This window comes from Tritonibacter scottomollicae (genome assembly GCF_032924845.1).
Lineage (GTDB): Bacteria > Pseudomonadota > Alphaproteobacteria > Rhodobacterales > Rhodobacteraceae > Epibacterium > Epibacterium scottomollicae.
Genome location: NZ_CP136704.1, coordinates 2,875,255 through 2,894,254 on the forward strand (window position 1 = coordinate 2,875,255; position 19,000 = coordinate 2,894,254).

18 protein-coding genes are annotated in these 19,000 nt (G+C 61.7%); 9 read left to right on the top strand and 9 right to left on the bottom strand.

Features of this window, described 5'->3' with window-relative positions; translation table 11 throughout:
• Window positions 1-202: 202 nt before the first annotated feature.
• The 5 genes from rplA to secE all read right to left on the bottom strand — a co-directional run bounded on the left by rplA (window position 203) and on the right by secE (window position 3,768).
• Window positions 203-901: a 50S ribosomal protein L1 gene (gene rplA / locus R1T40_RS14365; RefSeq protein WP_106164960.1), complete on the bottom strand. Its 699-nt coding sequence runs from the start codon at window positions 899-901 to the stop codon at window positions 203-205.
• A gap of 1 nt (window position 902) precedes the next feature.
• The gene (rplK, locus tag R1T40_RS14370; RefSeq protein WP_106164959.1) at window positions 903-1,328 is read right to left on the bottom strand and encodes a 50S ribosomal protein L11; all 426 of its coding nucleotides are present in this window, start codon (window positions 1,326-1,328) and stop codon (window positions 903-905) included.
• A gap of 138 nt (window positions 1,329-1,466) precedes the next feature.
• Window positions 1,467-2,735: a glycosyltransferase family 4 protein gene (locus tag R1T40_RS14375; protein WP_317384595.1), complete on the bottom strand. Its 1,269-nt coding sequence runs from the start codon at window positions 2,733-2,735 to the stop codon at window positions 1,467-1,469.
• Window positions 2,736-2,840: 105 nt separating this feature from the next.
• Window positions 2,841-3,374 (bottom strand): transcription termination/antitermination protein NusG, encoded by a 534-nt coding sequence (gene nusG, locus R1T40_RS14380; protein WP_106164958.1) that lies wholly within the window; start codon window positions 3,372-3,374, stop codon window positions 2,841-2,843.
• Between the two features lie 196 nt (window positions 3,375-3,570).
• Window positions 3,571-3,768, bottom strand: a complete 198-nt coding sequence (gene secE / locus R1T40_RS14385) for a preprotein translocase subunit SecE (RefSeq protein ID WP_106164957.1) — start codon at window positions 3,766-3,768, stop codon at window positions 3,571-3,573.
• Between the two features lie 214 nt (window positions 3,769-3,982).
• Between secE and R1T40_RS14390 the strand changes: the two genes are divergently transcribed.
• The 5 genes from R1T40_RS14390 to R1T40_RS14410 all read left to right on the top strand — a co-directional run bounded on the left by R1T40_RS14390 (window position 3,983) and on the right by R1T40_RS14410 (window position 10,131).
• Complete coding sequence (locus R1T40_RS14390; RefSeq protein WP_317384596.1) at window positions 3,983-6,136, top strand: O-linked N-acetylglucosamine transferase, SPINDLY family protein; 2,154 nt, start codon at window positions 3,983-3,985, stop codon at window positions 6,134-6,136.
• A gap of 750 nt (window positions 6,137-6,886) precedes the next feature.
• On the top strand, window positions 6,887-7,594 hold the full coding sequence (locus R1T40_RS14395; protein ID WP_317384597.1) for an ABC transporter permease: 708 nt from the start codon (window positions 6,887-6,889) through the stop codon (window positions 7,592-7,594).
• Entirely contained in the window at window positions 7,587-8,345 is a 759-nt protein-coding gene (locus tag R1T40_RS14400) for an ATP-binding cassette domain-containing protein (protein WP_317384598.1), read from the top strand. Before R1T40_RS14395 ends, R1T40_RS14400 begins: the two co-directional genes overlap by 8 nt.
• 24 nt (window positions 8,346-8,369) lie before the next feature.
• Window positions 8,370-9,191, top strand: coding sequence for a substrate-binding domain-containing protein (locus tag R1T40_RS14405; RefSeq protein WP_317384599.1), 822 nt, complete (start codon window positions 8,370-8,372; stop codon window positions 9,189-9,191).
• A gap of 46 nt (window positions 9,192-9,237) precedes the next feature.
• Complete coding sequence (locus R1T40_RS14410; protein WP_317384600.1) at window positions 9,238-10,131, top strand: helix-turn-helix transcriptional regulator; 894 nt, start codon at window positions 9,238-9,240, stop codon at window positions 10,129-10,131.
• Between the two features lie 22 nt (window positions 10,132-10,153).
• Here the strand turns inward: R1T40_RS14410 and R1T40_RS14415 are convergent, their stop codons facing one another.
• From R1T40_RS14415 to R1T40_RS14430, 4 genes are read right to left on the bottom strand one after another with little or no spacing between them, the layout of a single operon-like run.
• A complete protein-coding gene (locus R1T40_RS14415; protein WP_317384601.1) occupies window positions 10,154-10,963 on the bottom strand; it encodes an ABC transporter permease in 810 nt (269 codons plus the stop codon).
• Window positions 10,956-11,723, bottom strand: coding sequence for an ABC transporter ATP-binding protein (locus R1T40_RS14420; protein WP_317384602.1), 768 nt, complete (start codon window positions 11,721-11,723; stop codon window positions 10,956-10,958). Before R1T40_RS14420 ends, R1T40_RS14415 begins: the two co-directional genes overlap by 8 nt.
• A gap of 55 nt (window positions 11,724-11,778) precedes the next feature.
• Window positions 11,779-12,795: an ABC transporter substrate-binding protein gene (locus tag R1T40_RS14425; protein WP_317384603.1), complete on the bottom strand. Its 1,017-nt coding sequence runs from the start codon at window positions 12,793-12,795 to the stop codon at window positions 11,779-11,781.
• A 44-nt stretch (window positions 12,796-12,839) separates the two neighbouring features.
• Entirely contained in the window at window positions 12,840-13,505 is a 666-nt protein-coding gene (locus R1T40_RS14430) for a GntR family transcriptional regulator (protein ID WP_317384604.1), read from the bottom strand.
• 268 nt (window positions 13,506-13,773) lie between these two features.
• Here R1T40_RS14430 and R1T40_RS14435 point away from each other — a divergent pair, with 268 nt between their 5' ends.
• The 4 genes from R1T40_RS14435 to R1T40_RS14450 all read left to right on the top strand — a co-directional run bounded on the left by R1T40_RS14435 (window position 13,774) and on the right by R1T40_RS14450 (window position 18,997).
• Window positions 13,774-15,873 (top strand): TonB-dependent siderophore receptor, encoded by a 2,100-nt coding sequence (locus tag R1T40_RS14435; protein WP_317384605.1) that lies wholly within the window; start codon window positions 13,774-13,776, stop codon window positions 15,871-15,873.
• Between the two features lie 76 nt (window positions 15,874-15,949).
• Entirely contained in the window at window positions 15,950-16,945 is a 996-nt protein-coding gene (locus tag R1T40_RS14440) for an ABC transporter substrate-binding protein (RefSeq protein ID WP_317384606.1), read from the top strand.
• Window positions 16,935-17,966: a FecCD family ABC transporter permease gene (locus R1T40_RS14445; RefSeq protein WP_317384607.1), complete on the top strand. Its 1,032-nt coding sequence runs from the start codon at window positions 16,935-16,937 to the stop codon at window positions 17,964-17,966. Before R1T40_RS14440 ends, R1T40_RS14445 begins: the two co-directional genes overlap by 11 nt.
• A complete protein-coding gene (locus R1T40_RS14450) occupies window positions 17,963-18,997 on the top strand; it encodes a FecCD family ABC transporter permease (protein WP_317384608.1) in 1,035 nt (344 codons plus the stop codon). The genes R1T40_RS14445 and R1T40_RS14450 overlap by 4 nt, the downstream gene beginning before the upstream one ends.
• Window positions 18,998-19,000: the final 3 nt, after the last annotated feature.

A 19,000-nucleotide genomic window follows, 5' to 3' on the forward strand; every position in this document is an offset into this window, starting at 1 on the left:
GCGCCAACCCGCCAGACCTGTGACTCAGCCTCTGCCATTTCCGCGTTTTTCCCACACCTTCGTTGACCAACCCGCGCATTTTGCCTGATCTGCGCGCCAAAGCCACCTGTCTCAACGCATCTTCACATAGCGGCCAATCAAGAACAAAAAAAGGCGACACCAAAGTGCCGCCTCTCTTTTTCAGGAAGTGGAGGTGTCCGAATTACTCGGAAACAGCGCCGTCCACGTCAAGCGTCACGCCCGGGCCCATGGTGGAGGACAGAGCGATTTTCTTCATGTAGGTGCCTTTGGCGCCTGCAGGCTTCGCCTTGGACACGGCAGAGATGAAGGCACGAACGTTTTCGACCAGCTTGGCTTCGTCGAAGGACGCTTTGCCAACGCCGGCGTGCACAACGCCGCCTTTTTCCGCTTTGAACTGAACTTCACCACCTTTGGCAGCTTCCACGGCGGTTTTCACGTCCATGGTCACGGTGCCAACCTTGGGGTTCGGCATCAGGTTGCGCGGGCCAAGGATCTTACCCAGACGGCCAACGACGGGCATCATGTCCGGGGTCGCGATGCAGCGATCAAATTCGATGGTGCCGCCCTGGATGGTTTCCATCAGGTCTTCTGCGCCAACGATATCTGCGCCAGCGGCCTGAGCTTCTTCAGCTTTGGGGCCGCGTGCAAAAACAGCAACGCGCATGGTCTTGCCGGTGCCGTTGGGCAGGCCAACAACGCCGCGGACCATCTGGTCTGCGTGACGGGTGTCAACGCCCAGGTTCATCGCGATGTCGATGGTTTCGTCGAATTTGGTGGCGGCGTTTGCCTTTACCAGTGCGACGGCCTCTTCAACGGTGAGGTTCGATTTGCCTGCGAAGGCGTCGCGCGCTGCGCGGGTACGTTTACCGAGCTTTGCCATCTTACTTCACCTCAATGCCCATGGAACGGGCGGAGCCCAGGATGATCTGCATCGCGGATTCGATATCGTTCGCGTTCAGATCTTTCATCTTCGCTTCGGCGATCTCTTTCACCTGAGCAGCTGTGACGGTGCCCGCCACTTCACGGCTCGGAGCGCTCGCGCCGGATTTCAGGTTGGCGGCCTTCTTCAGGTAGTAAGACGCGGGCGGCGTCTTGATGTCCATGGTGAAGGACTTGTCCTGATAGTAGGTGATCACGGTCGGGCAAGGGGCGCCTTGCTCCATGTCTGCGGTCTTGGCGTTGAACGCCTTGCAGAATTCCATGATGTTGATGCCGCGCTGACCGAGGGCCGGGCCAACTGGCGGGGATGGGTTTGCCTGACCTGCAGGAACCTGCAGTTTCATCGAACCAACAAGCTTCTTAGCCATCTGGTTGTCTCCTAATTCAACAGCCTCAGGGCGCGCCCCTTGGCCTTATTACGTTGCGTGGTCCGACCTTCGCGTCGCGACGCCTCGGCCTCCCACAAGAATCACACCCGGTTGAGAAACCGGGCGGATTGGCGGCTGTTACGCCCTATGTTGGTCGGAATCAACCCCTGAAGGTACATCAACGTGCCGCGCGCGCCCCTCCTGCGATCCGCCCGCGGTCCTGTCATGGGCTGCGCGTGCAGCGGCATACCAGCTGTCCGCAACCCGGCCCCACGGGAACGCCGCTTCGGCCTTGGCGCGCGCCGCTTGCGAAATACGCTCTGCCAGATCCGGCTCATACGCCAGCCTCTGCATGGCGCCGGCGAGATCACGCACCACCTGCCCTTGCGAGCCCGCATCGACAAACAAGGCCTCGCCCTCCTCGGCCAACCCCAACGGCCCGCCCCAGCGCAGGGTCACCACCGGAAGACCGATGGCCATGGCTTCCTGCATGATAATCCCGTTCGCCTCGCGCAGGGTCGGGAACATCAGGCCGCGAAAGCGTCCCAGCGTGTCCGCGAGGGCATCATGTGGCAACCACCCGGCGAAGGTCACACGCGCACCGAGGTTCAATTCACGCACCAAAGCCTCCAGCTCAGCCCGTTGCGGGCCATCGCCATATAGGGTCAGTTGGCTTTGTTCCGGTGCATGAGAGAGCGCTCGGATCGCCAGCTCGGCCCCTTTGTAGGGCACCATGCGCCCGATCCAAACAAAACGCGGCGGGCTCTCTGCCGGGCGGATGCGGGGACGATCAAACAGCGCCTCACTCAGCCCGGCGTCCCAGACCTCCTCGATGCGACCCGGCGGGCAGCCCGCCCAGTCCAGCGCCTCCCGCGTGCGATCATAGCCCGACACCAGCACCCGCTCGGCGCGCGCAAACTGTCGCGAGAAAAGGCCCAGTAATTTCTGCAAGGGTCGGTATATCCGCTGCTGCAACCGCAACCCGCGCCCGGCCAGATGCCGAAATCCGGGCGGGTAGAAGATGTTGCCCGACAGCGGCCCGATCACATAGCGATACCCCTTCGGCGGGAAGCGCTGCTCTACCGGTGAAATCGGGCAGAGGTAGTGGATCACCACACCGTCCGGGTCGAAGTCACGACAGATCCGCGCCACTTCCAGATGGAAGAAACTGTTGACCAGACGCGCCAGCCCCGGCGTGCGCCAGCAGGCCCTCATCATCGCGCTATCACGCACGTAGATCACCCGACCCTCGGGCAGCTGACCTGCCAGCGCCGCGCGGCAACGGTCATGGGTGATCAGGGTAACGTCACGCCCCTGCGCCAGCAGCTGTTGCACATATTGCAGTGCCTTCATCGCCTCGCCTCCCATGGTCAGGGCGGCATTGGTCGACACCACAAGCAGTTTCATCGGTGGCAGACTCCGGCTGAACAAAAGAAAATCGGCCCCATCATAGGGGCCGACTGCCATGTTCCCAACGGGAAATTCGGATCGCTGTCCTCGCGGACGACTGGATCAGCTCTGCTTGGTCACCTGGGTGAAGTCCAGCTCCACTGGGGTTTCGCGGCCAAAGATGGACACGGTGACCTTGAGCTTCTGGTTGTCGTCGTCGACACCTTCGACCATGCCGTCGAAGTCCTCGAAGGGGCCATCGTTGACCTTAACCCGCTCACCGATCTCGTAGGAGATAAGCGTGCGCGGCGCTTCGACACCTTCCTCGACGCGACCCAGGATGCCCTGTACCTCGGCATCGCGCATCGGCATCGGGCGGCCTTGCGGGCCCAGGAAACCGGTGACGCGGTTGATCGAGGAAATCAGGTGATAGCCCTTGTCGGACATTTCCATGTGCACAAGCACATAGCCCGGCATAAAGCGGCGTTCGGTCGAAACCTTCTTGCCGCGCCGGATTTCAATCACTTCCTCTGTGGGAACCAGAACCTCGTCGATCTCGTCCTCGAGACTCTGCTCCACGACCGCGGCGCGAATCTGTTCTGCGATTTTCTTTTCGAAGTTCGAAAGAACGCTGACCGAATACCACCGTTTCGCCATGAACCTGAGTGTCCTTGTGTTCCCGGCAGGCGAATGACCTGCCAAATATCTCCAAACAGCCTTTGGCTGCAGCCCAACAAAAAGCGGCGTGCGAATCGCCGCACGCCCCTTCCAGTATCGGCTGACCTATCCCCCTGTGCGGATAAGATCAAGGGGCTACGGCGCGGCCAGGCTTGGTGAAACGCGCAGCTGCGCCTTAGCCAAACATCCCGAGAACGCCATTCAAGCCAAAGCGGATCAACAGATCCACCAATGCAAAGAATACCGCGGTCAGCGCAGCCATGATGAACACCATGACAGTGGTCAGCAGAACCTCGCGGCGGGTCGGCCAGACAACCTTGCTGACTTCGGCGCGCACCTGCTGGATGAACTGTACTGGATTGATGGTGGCCATAGGGCTCTCACACTCTCTCTTGTCGACTGGAAGGCGATGTAACCGAGCGGCATGGCGAATTCAAGGCCCGCCTCTCTGAATGGCGGCCAGAAGCAGTCAATTCAATCTTAATTCTCACGTTTCATAGTCAGTTTCACCGGTAGGCAGAAGCGCCTTCCTGCATGACCGCAGGCCAGGGCCGGGACCATAGAGCGCGAAAATGAGATTGGACTCCATGACCTTTGCACACTCTCTGCAGAATGCTGATGTGATGACCGCGGCGCAGAACAGCGCCCCACCCCGCTCTCTCGCCGATTCGGCGCCACCCCATCAGTTACACCCAAAATCCGCCAACGATCCGCTACCGTCTTCAATGCGAGAGCGTGTCTCGATTGTCTTCGCCGCAGGCCGTTACGAAGACGCCTCGACAGCCTGTGCCAAATTGCTCCAGCATTATGCGGCGTCTGCTTTCCTGTGGACGATCCAAGGCCTGTGCCACCTTAAGCGCCGTGCACTCAACGACGCGCTCACCTGCTTGAACCGTGCACGCGAACTGGCCCCGAGCACCCCCGAAGCCTACGTCGGAATGGCAGATGTCTACGCGGTGCAGGGCGATATCAAGGCCGCCGAAACCCATTATCAGATGGCGCTGACCCTCGATGCGCATCACCTGCTGGCGCTGAACAATTTTGCCAACTTCCTATCCGAAATAGGACGCCCAGAAGACGCGCCCCCTTTGCTCGATGCTGCGCGAGAACTGGCGCCCGATAACGCAGTCATCCTCTACAACTTGGCAAATGCCAAACGCCAGATAGGGGACACTGCCGGCGCCAAAGAACTGTACAGGCAGGCCCTCGACCACGCTCCAGACCTATATGAGGCGCGTTCAAACTACGGGCAAATGCTCTGCTTGGACCGGGAGTTTGAAGCGGCAAATGCGCAGTTCGCGAAACTTCTTGCCATCAACCCGGATGACGACCGCATCCGCGCGAACAAACTGCATGCCATGGCAATGCTCAACGATTTCAATTGGATTGCCGACTATCAGACCCATCGTCGCCATCTTGGCCTGCGCGGCACGCCTGTCGCACCGTTCATGACCATTGGCCTAGAAGATAATCCAGACCTGCTGCGGCTGCGCACACACGCATATGCCGAATCTCATATGCCCACGACGCAAGCGGCAACACCCTGCGCCGCGAGACCTGCATCGCGCCCCGACCGGCTGCGCATCGGATATTTTTCGGCCGATTTCCACAACCACGCCACCATGCACCTGATGAGTGGCCTGCTGCGCAGCCATGACAAGTCGCGCTTCGAGATTCAGCTGTTTTCCTATGGACCTGATCGCAGCGACACCCAGCAAGATTTTGCGCGCGAGGCAGCAGACAAGTTTCACGCGGTCGGGCAGCTGTCGGATCACGGCCTGATCGCGCTGGCACAAGCGGAAGATCTGGACATCGCGGTAGACCTGAAGGGGTTCACTGGCCGCTCTCGCAGCGGAATTTTTGCCAGCCGCCTTGCCCCCGTACACATGTCATTCCTCGGCTATCCCGGCACCATGGGCACCCCGGCGATGGACTATCTGATCACCGATTCGGTGGTGAGCCCCGTCGGCAGCGAACGTCATTTCGAAGAGCATCTGATCCGCCTGCCCCACAGCTATCAGCCCAACGACGACCAGCGTCATATCGCGCCCCGTCAATTCACACGCGCAGACTGCGGCCTGCCGGAAGAGGGCTTTATTTTCTGCTGCTTCAACAACAGCTACAAGATCACCCCGCGCGAATTTGACATCTGGATGCGCCTGATGACCAAGGTCGATGGCAGTGTGCTATGGCTCCTGTCCGGTGGACCGACCTCGGAAGCCAACCTGCGCCGCGAAGCTGAGCTCAGGGGCGTTTGCGGCGATCGGTTGATCTTCGCGGGTCGCATGCAGCAGGATGAACATCTCGCGCGTCAAAAAGTAGCCGATTTGTTTCTCGATACGTTTGCCGTCAACGCGCACACGACCTGCAGCGATGCTCTATGGGCCGGGCTTCCCGTTCTCACACGCCCCGGACAGCAATTTGCCGCCCGCGTCGGGGCAAGCCTGTTGAGCGCGATGAACCTTCCGACGCTCATCGCAAAAGATGACGCCGATTACGAAGCTCGCGCGTTGCAATATGCTCAGGACCCGGATGCGTTGCTGGCGCTGCGGAGCAAACTAATGGTGAACCGCCGAAGAACGCCGCTGTTTGATACATCTGGCTATGCACGCAACCTCGAAAGTGCGTTTGATGCCGCCTTCGAACGTTGGCGACTGGAACAGCCCCCTGCACATCTGACTGTCAACCCTCCGGACACTCGACCGTCGAGCAAGCCCAGCGCTTCGGTCGCAGCGGCCTGAACCACGACTGATGGCTCCGAGGACGGAGGGACAGCTCTTGACCGTCCGCTCGGCGGGGCCGGGGTCTGATCATGCAAGCCAGTTCTCCCCGAAGCGGCCTCCACCGCACGGATCGCGGCTGCCAACATTGCTCTCACGACAGCCAAGAGCCCGTGTGCCAAGCACGGCTTCCAGGGCTCGATGCGCGGCAGAGGCAACTGTTGTGAAACCTCGGCAGCGTGGCCTCAAAACCATCGAAGCAGAGATGATATGGCGCAGGCTCCAGCATATGCGCCAAGAAACGGCGCTGACGTTTTCCAGCACATCAATGGCTTTCACAATCCGCGCCGATGGTACCAGAACAGGACTGAAAAAGCCTGACATCTTTTGAAAAGGACGTGCCCCAAATGCACATCTTGGGGGGCAAAAAACCTGCCTGGCCCGCACCGGATCGTCCGCTCAAAGCGAGGCCCGTCTCACCCAGTCTCTCTGGCAGAGAAAATCGCCTGAATTCACCAGTGAGCCAAGCGCCACCCGTTGTGTGTGCCTCCTATAACGAAGAGACTCCCGTCGCCGCGGGACTATCCAGGTTTGATGAAATCGCATCACCACCCAGGGTCAACTTGTCCACTTCCGTAAATTATGCAGTCCTTCAGCATCCAAAAATGTCCGAGATGTCGCCTTTTATCGCAGGACGGCGCAGACATACTTGCTCCTCACGTGGCTCGGCACCTAACCTGAATGCGGAACAAAATGCACGGGCTGTAAATTTTGCAAAATATGGGAGAAGCCTTCTCGCTGGCGCTTCAGCTGGTAACCTCCGGCAACGCCGATCTCTATGAGATCGTCGGCCTGTCTCTGCGCGTTAGCCTCAGTGCCACGATGTTTGCCTGCCTCATAGGGTTGCCGGTCGGCGCGTGGATGGCGATCAGTCGGTTTCGCGGTCGTGGCGCGGTCCTGGTACTGATGAACGCCCTGATGGGGCTGCCGCCCGTCGTGGTTGGCCTGTTGGTCTACCTGCACCTGTCACGATCTGGGCCGCTGGGGTTTCTGGGCCTACTCTACACCCCAAGTGCGATGATCATCGCACAGACAATTCTAATCGCACCGATCGTCGCCGCCCTGTCCCGGCAGGTGCTGGAGGATTTGCATACGGAGTACGCGGAACAGTTCCGCTCGCTCTGTCTGAGCCGTGTGCAAACGATCACAGCACTTCTGTGGGATGCCCGATACTCGCTGCTGACCGTTGGCTTGGCCGGGTTTGGTCGCGCTGTGGCCGAAGTGGGCGCGGTCATGATCGTGGGCGGTAATATCGACCATCTGACCCGTGTGATGACCACGGCAATCGCACTGGAAACCTCCAAAGGGGATCTGGCGCTGGCGCTGGCGCTTGGGCTGGTGCTGCTGGTGATCGCACTGGGGGTCAATGCTGCAGTGCAGAGCCTACGGATGAGCGCGCGGAGGCAGGCCTATGTCTAGCATCGACACCGTTGGCTTCGCACCACAGGCACGGCCGGCCCAGCGTGAGGCAAACCTGCTGCCCTTGCGCGTGCGCGGGCTCGAACTGAGCTGTGATGGCACGCCCATCCTGCGTGGTCTCGATCTGGATCTGGCGCCCCATGGCTGCACCGCGATCATGGGGCCCAACGGGGCCGGCAAGAGCCTGCTACTGAAAATCCTGCACGGGCTGATCGCGCCCACATCCGGACAGATTGCATGGGGCAATCAATCCCCGGCGCAAGTCACCAAACGGCAGGCTCTGGTGTTTCAGAAGCCGGTTCTGCTGCGCCGCTCCGTCGCCGCCAATATTGATTTTGTCCTGAAAGCGCGCGGCAAGCCTCGCCGGTCGCGCGACGCAGTGCTGGACCACGTCGGCCTGCTCCACAAGGCCCGCCACCCGGCTCGGCGTCTTTCCGGCGGGGAGGCCCAACGGCTTGCCTTGGCCCGTGCGCTCGCGACAGAGCCGGAGGTGCTGTTGCTGGACGAGGCGACCGCGAGCCTTGACCCTGCCTCCGCCCAGGCGATCGAGGCCATTGTGCGCGACGCCTGCACCAGTGGCATTCGCGTGATTTGTGTCACCCATGACATCGGCCAGGCCAAGCGTCTCGCCGATGATGTGGTGTTCCTGCATGGCGGCTGCGTGGCCGAGCACAGCCCGGCGTGCGACTTCTTTCCCGAACCGCAATCCTCTGCGGCGAGGGATTATTTGAACGGCAGACTTGTTTTCTGACCAACACCTTAAGGGAGATCCCATATGAAGCTGAACCAGTCCTTCGGTGCGTCCATTGTCGCGCTGACTCTCGCCACAAGCGCCATTGCCGCCGACCAGTCGATCATCGTGCAATCGACCACATCGACCGCGAACTCGGGCCTCTACGACTATCTGCTGCCGATGTTTCAGGACAAAACTGGCATCCAGGTGAATGTCGTTGCTGTCGGTACAGGCCAGGCGATCAAGAACGCGCAGAACTGCGATGGTGACGTGCTGCTGGTCCACGCCAAGGCGTCTGAGGAGAAATTCGTCGAGGCGGGATTTGGCACCACGCGCACCGACCTGATGTACAATGATTTCGTCATCGTGGGCCCCGCCGCAGACCCGGCAAGCGTCGGTGGCATGGATGATGTGCAAGGTGCATTGTCGAAGATCTCCGACTCCGAGGCGCTGTTTGCCTCGCGCGGGGACGATTCCGGCACCCACAAGAAAGAGGTCGCGCTCTGGGCTGATGCGGGGGTCGATCCGGCGACCGGATCCGGTGAGTGGTACCGCGAGACCGGCTCCGGCATGGGCGCAACGCTTAACGCGGGCATCGGCATGGGCGCCTATGTAATGACCGACCGCGCCACCTGGATCAGCTTTGGCAACAAGCAGGACTATGAGATCAAGGTCGAGGGTGACGACGATCTGTTCAACCAATATGGCGTGATCCCGGTCAATCCGTCGCAATGCCCCTCGGTCAATGTCGAGGCGGCCAAGAGCTTTGCCGACTGGCTGATCTCCGAAGATGGCCAGAGTGCCATCGCCGCTTATGAAGTCAGCGACCAGCAACTGTTCTTCCCCAACGCGCCGAAGAACTGATAGAGTCTGCGGGGCGGCACATTCGCCGCCCCCAACAGACTGCGACATGACCGATCTCGATTTCCCAGACCACGAATACCTGACCGTCCCCGAACTGGCGGAGCTGCTGCGCCTGAAGGAACGCAAGATCTATGATCTGGCGGCCTCAGGCCAGGTGCCCTGTTCCCGTGCCACTGGCAAGCTACTGTTTCCGGCCGCCGAAATCCGCAGCTGGATCGAGCAGGCCAAGTCCGGAGGGGCCGCGCCGCAACCGCAGGTCGACCGCCCACAGATTCTGCTGGGCAGTCATGACCCCTTGCTCGACTGGGCCGTTCGGCAGTCGCGTTCCGGCCTTGCGAGTTATTTCGACGGGTCAATGGACGGGCTGGAGCGGTTCGCCAAGGGCGATGGGATCGCAGCGGGCCTGCATCTGCGGGACAGTAAGTCCGGCGTCTGGAACATCCCTGCGGCGCAGCGTGTCGCCAAGGGCCAGACTTGCGTCCTCATCCGCTTTGCCAGCCGTCAGCGTGGCCTTGTCCATCGCGAAGACCACCCCGCACCCGCATCTCTGTTCGATATCAAAGGCCTGCGTCTTGCCCCGCGCCAACCGGGATCGGGCACGGATCGGCTTTTCCGTGATCTGGCTGCAGAGGCACAGCTTGATCTTGCGGAGCTGACACTGACCGAAGTGGCCCGGTCAGAGGACGAGGCGGTGGAGAGCGTGCGCCGGCGTGCGGCGGATGTGACCTTTGGCCTTGAGGCGATGGCGCAGAGCTACGGGTTGCGGTTTACCCCGCTGGTGCAGGAGGAATTTGCCCTGCTGGTGGATCGCAAGGCTTGGTTCGAGCCCCCTTTCCAGACATTTCTGACCTTCTGCCGGACTGAAACCTTTGCCCAGCGCGCAACCAGCATGGGCGGCTATGACGTCTCGGACCTGGGCGCGGTGCTTTGGAACGCCTGACACCGCGCCTGGCAACGCCCCGTCAGGACCGCCAGTCCAGCACCCGCCGCTCGATCATGCCGATGGCACCGGAGGTCAGCACCCCCAGCAGCGACAGGATCACCACGCCGGCAAACAGCCGCTCCAGATCATAGAGCGAGCCCGCTTCGAGAATATAAGCGCCGATGCCGTATTGCGCGCCCAGCATCTCTGCCGCGACCAGCAGGATGATGGCGATGGCGAGGCTGATCCGCAGACCGGAGAGGATGCCGGGCATCGCCCCGGGCAACACGATCTTGCGCACGATCGACAGCCACGACAGGCCGAAGCTCTGCCCCATGCGGATCAGGGAGCGATCCACATTGTCCACCGCGCCATAGGTTGCAACCACCGTGGGCGTGAAGGTGCCAAAGGCGATCAGCGCGTATTTCGACCCTTCGTCGATGCCGAACCAGATCACGAACAGCGGCAGCAGCGCGATTTTCGGGATTGGGAAGATCGCCGCCGTCAGCGGCACCAGTCCGGCGCGCACAAAGGAGAACAGTCCGATCAGAATGCCAACGCCCACGCCGACACTGGCGCCCAGCGCGGCCCCCACGGCAAGGCGGGTCAACGACGGCACCATATGTTTGACGATCAGGCCCGATTGCCACAGCTCCACCAGCGTGGCGAGCACATCGGAGGGTTTGGGCAGGGTCAGGGCCGAGATGAAGCCGACCCGCGTGCCCCATTCGACAAAGCCGATGATCACGGCAAAGACGGCAAGGCCAACCCAGCGATGCGCCTTGGGGGCAAACCCGCCCCCGCGAAAACGGACCTCAAGCGGTTGGCGCGACAAAGACGTGTCAGACATTCAAGAGCTCCTCATCCGCCGCGCGGGCCTCGTCTCGCATCAGGTTCCAGAGGTGTTTCTGTACCTGCTCCAACTCCGCATCCGCATATCCGCGCTCTGACAGCGGTTTTGCAATCTCAACCACCTCGCGGATCTGCCCCGGCCGGCGCGACAGCACCACGATCTTGTGGCCCAGCCGCACGGCCTCGGCGAGGTTGTGGGTGACATAGACGGCGGTGAAGGGCTGGCGCTCCCAGAGGGCGATCAGATCATCCATCAGCAATTCGCGCGTCTGACTGTCGAGCGCGGAGAGCGGCTCGTCCATCAGCATCACCGCAGGCCTCACCGCCAGCGCGCGGGCAATCGCCACCCGCTGCTTCATGCCGCCGGACAATTGCTTGGGCAGTGCCTTGGCAAAATCGGTCAGCTTGGTGCGCGCGAGCACATCCGCGATGATCTCATCCGCCTTGGCGCCCCAGATACCGTGATCCTCCAGCACCAGCGAAATATTCCCACGCACGCTGCGCCAGGGCAGCAGGGCGAAGTCCTGAAACACATAGGTCAGCGGGTTGAGACAGCCTTCTGGCGGGGTACCCAGTTGCAGCACCCGCCCGGCCGAGGGCCGTTCAAGCCCGCCCAGAAAGCGCAGCAGCGTAGACTTGCCGCAGCCCGACGGCCCCACGAGGCAGACGATCTGCCCCGAGGCCACATCAAGCGATATGTCCCGCAGGACCTCGGTCTCGCCATAGGCATGGCTGATCCCGTCCAGTCGAATATCCATGAGATATATGCCTTGTCTTGGGAGCGGCGCCAGAGCCGCTCCCGGAAGTTCCGGTTCAGGCGCCGATGGTCTCGACGTAGCTGGTATCAAGGAAGGTCTCCAGCGTGATGCCGCTGTCCACCAAACCCTGCGCCTGCATCCAGGCCAGCTGATCCGCAACCGATGTCACATTGATCGCCGCATCCTTGTTCAGGCGCATGGAGCCGTTGATGATCGAGGGGGCGGCCTTTTCGCGCGGGCGGTCGGTGTAGACGTATTTGTGGATCAGATCGACCATCTCGTTGATGGCCTCGTCGCCGTTTTCCTTGTCGACCATGGTGGCGTTGTAGTCGGCGACACCCATGCCAAAGCCCTTGAGGAAGCTTTCGGTCAGGCCACGTTCATCGCTGGCATTCTTGGCAGAGGTGAAAACCGTGGTGACCTGATAGTTCGGCAGGTAATCCGCCACATCCCCAATGATGTGCACCGCGCCGGAGCCCGCCAGCGGTTTGGCAATATGCGGCACGATGGACCAGGCGTCGATCTGACCCGACTTCAATGCGCCGATGATCGCACCGACCTTTTGCAATGGCACAAACTGGGGCGTGCCGCCTTCTGCGCCCGCGATCTTGGACCCCATGTAGTGGAACGAGGATCCCGCCGTGGTCATGCCAAAGCGCCGACCGTCGAGACCCGCGGGCGAGGTCAGCCCGGCCTGATACGCCGCATCAGAGACGAGGATTTTCTGCCCGTCGATACCCGGCTCTTCGGAGAGCGCGCCACCGATCACCTTGATCGCGCCCTTGTCCGCGAGACTCAGCAGACCGCCGGAAATCGCGGTGACGCCAAAGTCGACATCGCCGGAGGCAATCGCCACGGACATTGGCTGTGCGGCCTGAAAGAACTTCAGCTCCACGTCGAGGCCAGCCTCCTTGAAGTAGCCGCGCTCCAGCGCAATGTAGCTGCCGGAGTGGCTGGTCAGGCTCAGCGCGCCAACGACCGGCTTCTTGCCCGATGCGATGGCGGGTGCCGCAAGCCCAGAAGCGGCAGCCGCCCCCATGAGCGCAAGTGTCTGTCGTCTGTTAAAGGTCATCCTGTTGTCCTCCCATTGGAATTTAGTCTTTGGCTCTGGTTCCGTCAGCCGCGCAGGTCTGCCCGGATGTCCTCCTCCAGAAGCGCCAGAGCCCTTTGTGTGTCGCGGTCCATGATGGCTGTCTTGAGTGTTTCGTGCCGGGTGCGACGGGCCTCGAACGCAATTCGCCCCTCGCGCAGACGTGCCAGCCGGAAACGGCGCGATTGGTCATAGAACCGCCCGGCCATGTCGATCAGGCGCGGCGAATTGCAGGCCGCGATCAGAGACAGCATATGTGTCCGGCAGGCCTCATCCCATTCCAGCGCGGAGACGTCGTTGGGATCCTCGCGCACCTGATCCTCTGCCCGCATCATCTGGTGATGCGAGGCCACGACGGAGGCCTCCCAATCGACACCGCCCTGAACCATGGCGCGTGTCAGGGCCAGCTTCTCAACCTCGAGCCGCATCAGCAGGATATCGGCAAGATCATCCTCCGTTGCAGAGGTCACTCTGAACCCGCGTTGATTTGTGGCTTCGACCATGCCCTCGGACACCAGCATCCGCAGAGTTTCCCGCATCGAATGGTTGGAGCCGCCATAGCGTTGGCGCAGGGCTTCGATCTTGAGCTTCTCATCCGGGCGCAGCGTGCCAAAGGAAATGTCGCGCCGGATCGCAGAGGCGAGCATGGCGACAACCGTATCGTCTTCGGTCGGGCGGCGAGAGAACAGCATTTCGTCCCTGAAATTCAAAAATGTTGGATATTTAGGACTCTGCGTCACCAAACTGTCAACCCACTCTCAACCGCCACGATCACCAGCGCTGAAGGGCGGCACATACTGTTGCTCATTGGCGATGCATCGCGTGCCTGCCGTTGGGTACAGCAGGGCGCGCCACGCAATAATACTTGACTCTTTTATATGGGTTTTATAGCCGCAGCCGTACCAAGCTTTTCCGCCAGGTAGACATGAGACCAACACGACTACGAGCGGAAGTGGCACAATGGCACGTCGGACAACAGCTGTATCTTTTCTGGCCTTGATGGCGGCTCTGCCCGCTTCGGCAGAGGTTATCGAACTCGAACCAATTCTGGTAAAGGCCAACCGCGCCGAGGTGTTCTTTGGCGAGAGCGTGGCGCTCGACAGCGGAACAGTGGCCAAGACCGGCGATCCGATCCTTGAGACCCCTCGGGCGATCCATGTTGTCACCGCCCAGCAGATCGCGGAACGGGGTGCCACCAACGTGGAACAGGCGCTGCAATACGCCTCCGGCATCACGGCGGGGCAATGGGGGCTCGACAACCGTTCCGACTGGTCGCTCGTGCGCGGTTTTGCCCCCTCCACGCTGCACGATGGCCTCAACGCCCGCTACGGCTATTACAATGATACCAAACCAGAACCCTTCCTGCTGAACAGCGTCGAGGTTCTGAAGGGACCCGCATCAGGGCTGTATGGCAGCGGGTCCGTGGGCGGCGTGGTCAACACCACCTCAAAAACCGCCGCACAGGACAGCGACAACCTCTGGCAACTCTCCGTCGGGTCCAACCAGCGCGCGCAGATCGCGGCTGACGTCAGCGGCGACCTCAATACGTCCGGCACATTGCGCTACCGCATCGTTGGAGTGCTGCGCAATGCGGACACCCCGGTCGATTTCTCTCAGGATGACTCGCTGGCGCTGGCACCGTCGATCACCTGGCGCCCGAACGATGACACCGAGGTGACGCTGCTCGCCAATTACCAAAAGAGCGACGGCAGCCCGCTTTTGCAGTTTGCCTCGCTATACGGCACGCTTGAGCCTGCCACCGGCTTTGGCAATGGCACCTATTTTGACGATACATTGTTCGTCGGCGAGCCCGGCTTTGATGTCTTCAACAGTGAACAGCGCGGCGTCACCGCCATGGTGAGCCATAGGTTCAACGAGGTCTGGAGCGTTGATGCCAGCGCACGGTATCTGGAGGGCGAAGCGCTCTATCAGCATGCCTGGTGGGCCTTTGATAACACCGCCAACGGACGCTACAATCCCGATGGCACCATCAACCGCACGTTCTACCGTGCCGAGAACGAGATGAAGTCTGCTGCACTCGACGCCTATGCCACCGCGAATTACGCGCTGGGTGGGGTAGATATGCGCAGCATCATCGGGGCCAGCTATTCGCGCGGCTACTACGACAGTGACACCGCATATGGCGCGCAAATCGCCCCGATTGATCCCTTCAACCCGACGTACACGGGCTATCCCAGCATCACCGTGACAGACAGCCCCGGCACCTCCATTACCGAATGGGGGGCCTATTTGCAGAACCGGGCGGTCGTGGATGATCGGCTGTTCATCGATTTTGGCCTGCGCTACGGCAGCATCAAGACCGGGGCGAGCACCGGTAGTTTTGGCGCGACCTCCGTCGCCGCAGACGACAGCGCATGGACCGGGAACTTTGCCGCGCTTTACCGGTTCGACAACGGCGTTGCCCCCTACTTCAGCTACGCAGAGAGCTTCCGTCAGGACGAGGTCGGGCGTGACGTCAACGGCACGCCGTTTGAACCGACGGAGGGCACGCAATATGAAATCGGGGTGAAATATCAGCCCGCCGGATCCGATACGCTCTTTGTGGCCTCGGTGTTTGATCTGACCAAATCCAACATGACCGTAAGCGACCCGGCAAACCCGGGTTTCTCAATCCAGACCGGGGAAGCCACCGCCAGAGGGCTGGAACTGGAACTGTTCCACCGCATCGGCGACGTCAGCTTTGATGCGGCCTATACCTACCTCGACACCGAAAACTCCAGCGGTGCGCAGATCGGGCAGGTGCCCGAGAATGCGGCGTCGCTCTGGGTCAACTACACGCCAACAATCGGGACACTGCAGGGCTGGAAGCTCGGCGCCGGGGTGCGATACACCGGGGCCGCGTGGGGCGGCAGCGACACCTATGAGACGCCCGCCTACACGCTCTACGACGCGGCCGTGACCTATTCCCGTGACAACTGGCAGGTGGCGCTGAACATCCAGAACCTCCTGGACGAGAATTACGTTGCCACCTGCCAATCCGGTGCCTGCTACATCGGCGAGGGTCGCAATGTGTCCCTGACGCTCACGTCGAAATTCTAACCAAAACCGCGCCTCCGGACCTGCCATCAGGTCTGGGGGCGTTCCGACTTCAGCCCGAACCTGAAAAGGGCGCCCCATGCGTCAATTGTTCATTCTGGTGATCCTTGCGTTGCTGCCACACAGAAGTGCGGCCGACGCGTTTCCGGTGGAAATCGACCACCTCTATGGCAGCGCACGTATCGAGGCTCAGCCCACGCGCGTGGTCTCGCTCAGCTTTATCGGGCATGATTTCCTGCTGTCGCTCGGCGTGGTGCCCTATGCGCTCCGCAAATGGTACGGCCCGTTCGAATTTGGCGTCTGGCCGTGGGGCCAAGAGGCGCTTGGCGAAGAGACACCCGTTGTGATGCAGGGCGAAATCGACATAGAGGCCATCGCCGCGATGAAGCCCGACCTGATCGTCGGACAATGGTCCGGCATGACCAGACGGGAATATGATCTGCTGTCGCAAATTGCCCCCACAGTCGCCTCGGCCCCCGGAACCGGCGACTACGGCATGACATGGCAGGATATGCTGCTGCGGCTGGGCCAGGCCACAGGGCGGTCAGACAAGGCAGAAGCAGTGGTTGACCGCATCAATCAGCGCATCGCCCGTGTACGCGTCGATCATCCCGAATGGCAGGGCGCAACTGGCATCATGGTCTGGGCTGGCACCACAGGCGCCTATACGGAATATGACATCCGCGGCAAGTTCCTGTCCGAACTTGGCTTTGTCACACCTCAGGCGATCCGGTCCCAGAGCAATTTGAACCATGCATATGTAAAGGTGCCGGACGAGGACCTTTCTCCGATTGATGCTAATGTGCTGATCTGGCTCGACAGCGGGGCCTCGGTGGCCCGTCTGAATCGCCTGCCCCTGCGCCGGTTCATGCGGGCATACTCGGAGGGGCGGGAGATCTACTCCGACCTGATGCTGTCCTCCGCCTTGTCGCATTCAAGCCCGCTCAGTCTCGACTATGCGCTCGACACGCTGGTGCCGCTGCTGGAGCAGGCCATGGACGGTGATCCTGCGACCGAAGTCACCTCCTCGCGGGCCGCGGGCATTCTTGCAGGAGGTCCCGCTGATGACAGCTGAGGTCACGTCCCGCGCCCTGCCCCGACACCGGACGCCGCATCGGCTGATCTGGCTGGCAGCCGGGCTGTTCTTACTGGTTCTGAGCGTCTTGCTGGCATTGCGGATGGGCGCGCGCCCGGTCAGCTGGGGCGATATCTGGCAGTCACTGTTGGCTTATGACCCCGATGCGCCGGATCATATTGTCATCTGGCAGATCCGCCTGCCGCGCGTGGTGGGCGCGCTGCTCTGCGGCGGCAGCCTGGGCGTGGCAGGCACCCTGATGCAGGCGCTCACCCGCAATCCGCTGGCCGATCCCGGCCTGTTGGGAGTGAACGCCGGTGCCGCGCTTGGCGTGGTGCTCTGCACCATTGCGCTGGGGATCACCGATCCTGCTCAGTTCATCTGGGCCGCTCTTGGAGGGGCCGCGCTGGCCTCGGGTCTTGTTTTCATACTGGGCGGCAACGCCCCGTCACGTACCGGACGCCTGATCCTCGCTGGGGCCGCAGTGAGCGCCCTGTTCTACGCCTTGATCCGCGGCCTGCTGCTGGTCAGCCGGTCCTCGCTGGAGGTCTATCGCGTCTGGGTTCTGGGCGGTTTCGACAACGTCACGCTGGACATGGTTTCGACCCTGCTGCCGTTCCTGATCGTGGGGCTCCTGCTGGCCTTTGTCGCCGGGTTCAGCCTCAACGCGCTGCAACTGGGCGAAAGCACGGCCCAGGGTCTCGGCGTTCGGGTCGGTCTGCTGCAACTGCTCACCGGAGCGGCCATCGTGATCTTGTGCGGCACCACCGTCGCGATGGCCGGTCCCATTGCGTTCATTGGCTTGATCGTGCCGCATCTTGCCCGGGCAACCGCCCCGGCCGATGTACGCTGGCTGTCGCTCTATAGCGCGGTCTATGGGGCACTTCTGATGGGCCTAGCCGATATTCTTGCCCGCTCGGCTCTGTTCTCCGGACATATGCAGGCGGGGGTGATGTCCGCGATCCTCGGCGGCCCAGTCCTGATCTGGCTGGTCCGCAGCAAGGGAGTGCGCGCGCTATGACCTATACCCTTCGTATCGGCACACTGTCGCTGCAACTGGCACGACGCAACCTGTTGGTCGGGCTCGGCCTGATGCTATTGGTTCTGACCGGCGGCCTTGCGGCCCTGCACATGGGCAGCTTTCCGGTTGGCGCAGCGGACCTGTGGACCGCGCTGCGCGGCGACATGGAAGATATCACCCGGATGATCCTGCTCGATCATCGCCTGCCGCGCGTGCTGGTCGCCGTTGGGGCGGGGGCAGCATTTGGCCTGTCCGGTGCGATCTTCCAGTCCATGCTGCGCAATCCGATGGCCTCGCCGGATGTGATCGGGTTCAACGCCGGTGCCAGCTGCGGCGCGGTGCTGGCTATCCTGCTGTTCGGTTCAGTCCGCTTTGTGCTGCCCTGGGCGTTGACGGGAGGGCTGCTGACGGCGGCATTGGTGCTGGTGCTGGCCTGGGACAGGCGGCGCTGCACGGGTCTCGATCCCTATCGGCTGATCCTTGTGGGGATCGGTGCCAGCCTGACCTTGGGCGCCACCAGCGACCTGTTGATGAGCATGACGGACGAACAGCGCGCCGCCGATATGGCGCAATGGCTGACCGGCACGCTCAACGCGCGCAATCTGACAGATGCCGCGCTGATCTGGGGCGGTCTGCTTCTGTTGACCCCCGTGCTTCTCTGGCTGCAATTCCCCCTCAGCCGTCTGACCATGAACGACGATATCGTGCAGGGGTTCGGCCTACGTCTGGCCGGCCTGCGGTTGGTCATCACCTGTATTGGCGTGCTCCTTGCCGCGCTTGCGGTCAGCGTCGCCGGACCACTGCCCTTTGTCGCCTTTGTTGCGGGGCCTGTGGCACGTCGCTTGCTTGGCACCGGCGCACCGGTTCTCGCGGCCGCGGCACTTGTGGGCGCCTTGGTCACCCTCGGCGCGGACACCGCCGCCCGTCTCGTACCCGTGGTGCAACTGCCTGCCGGCGTCTTCACCGCCGTGATCGGTGCGCCGGTTCTCATGTGGCTTCTGGTCGCCCAATTTCGCAAAGGAGCCCTCTAGATC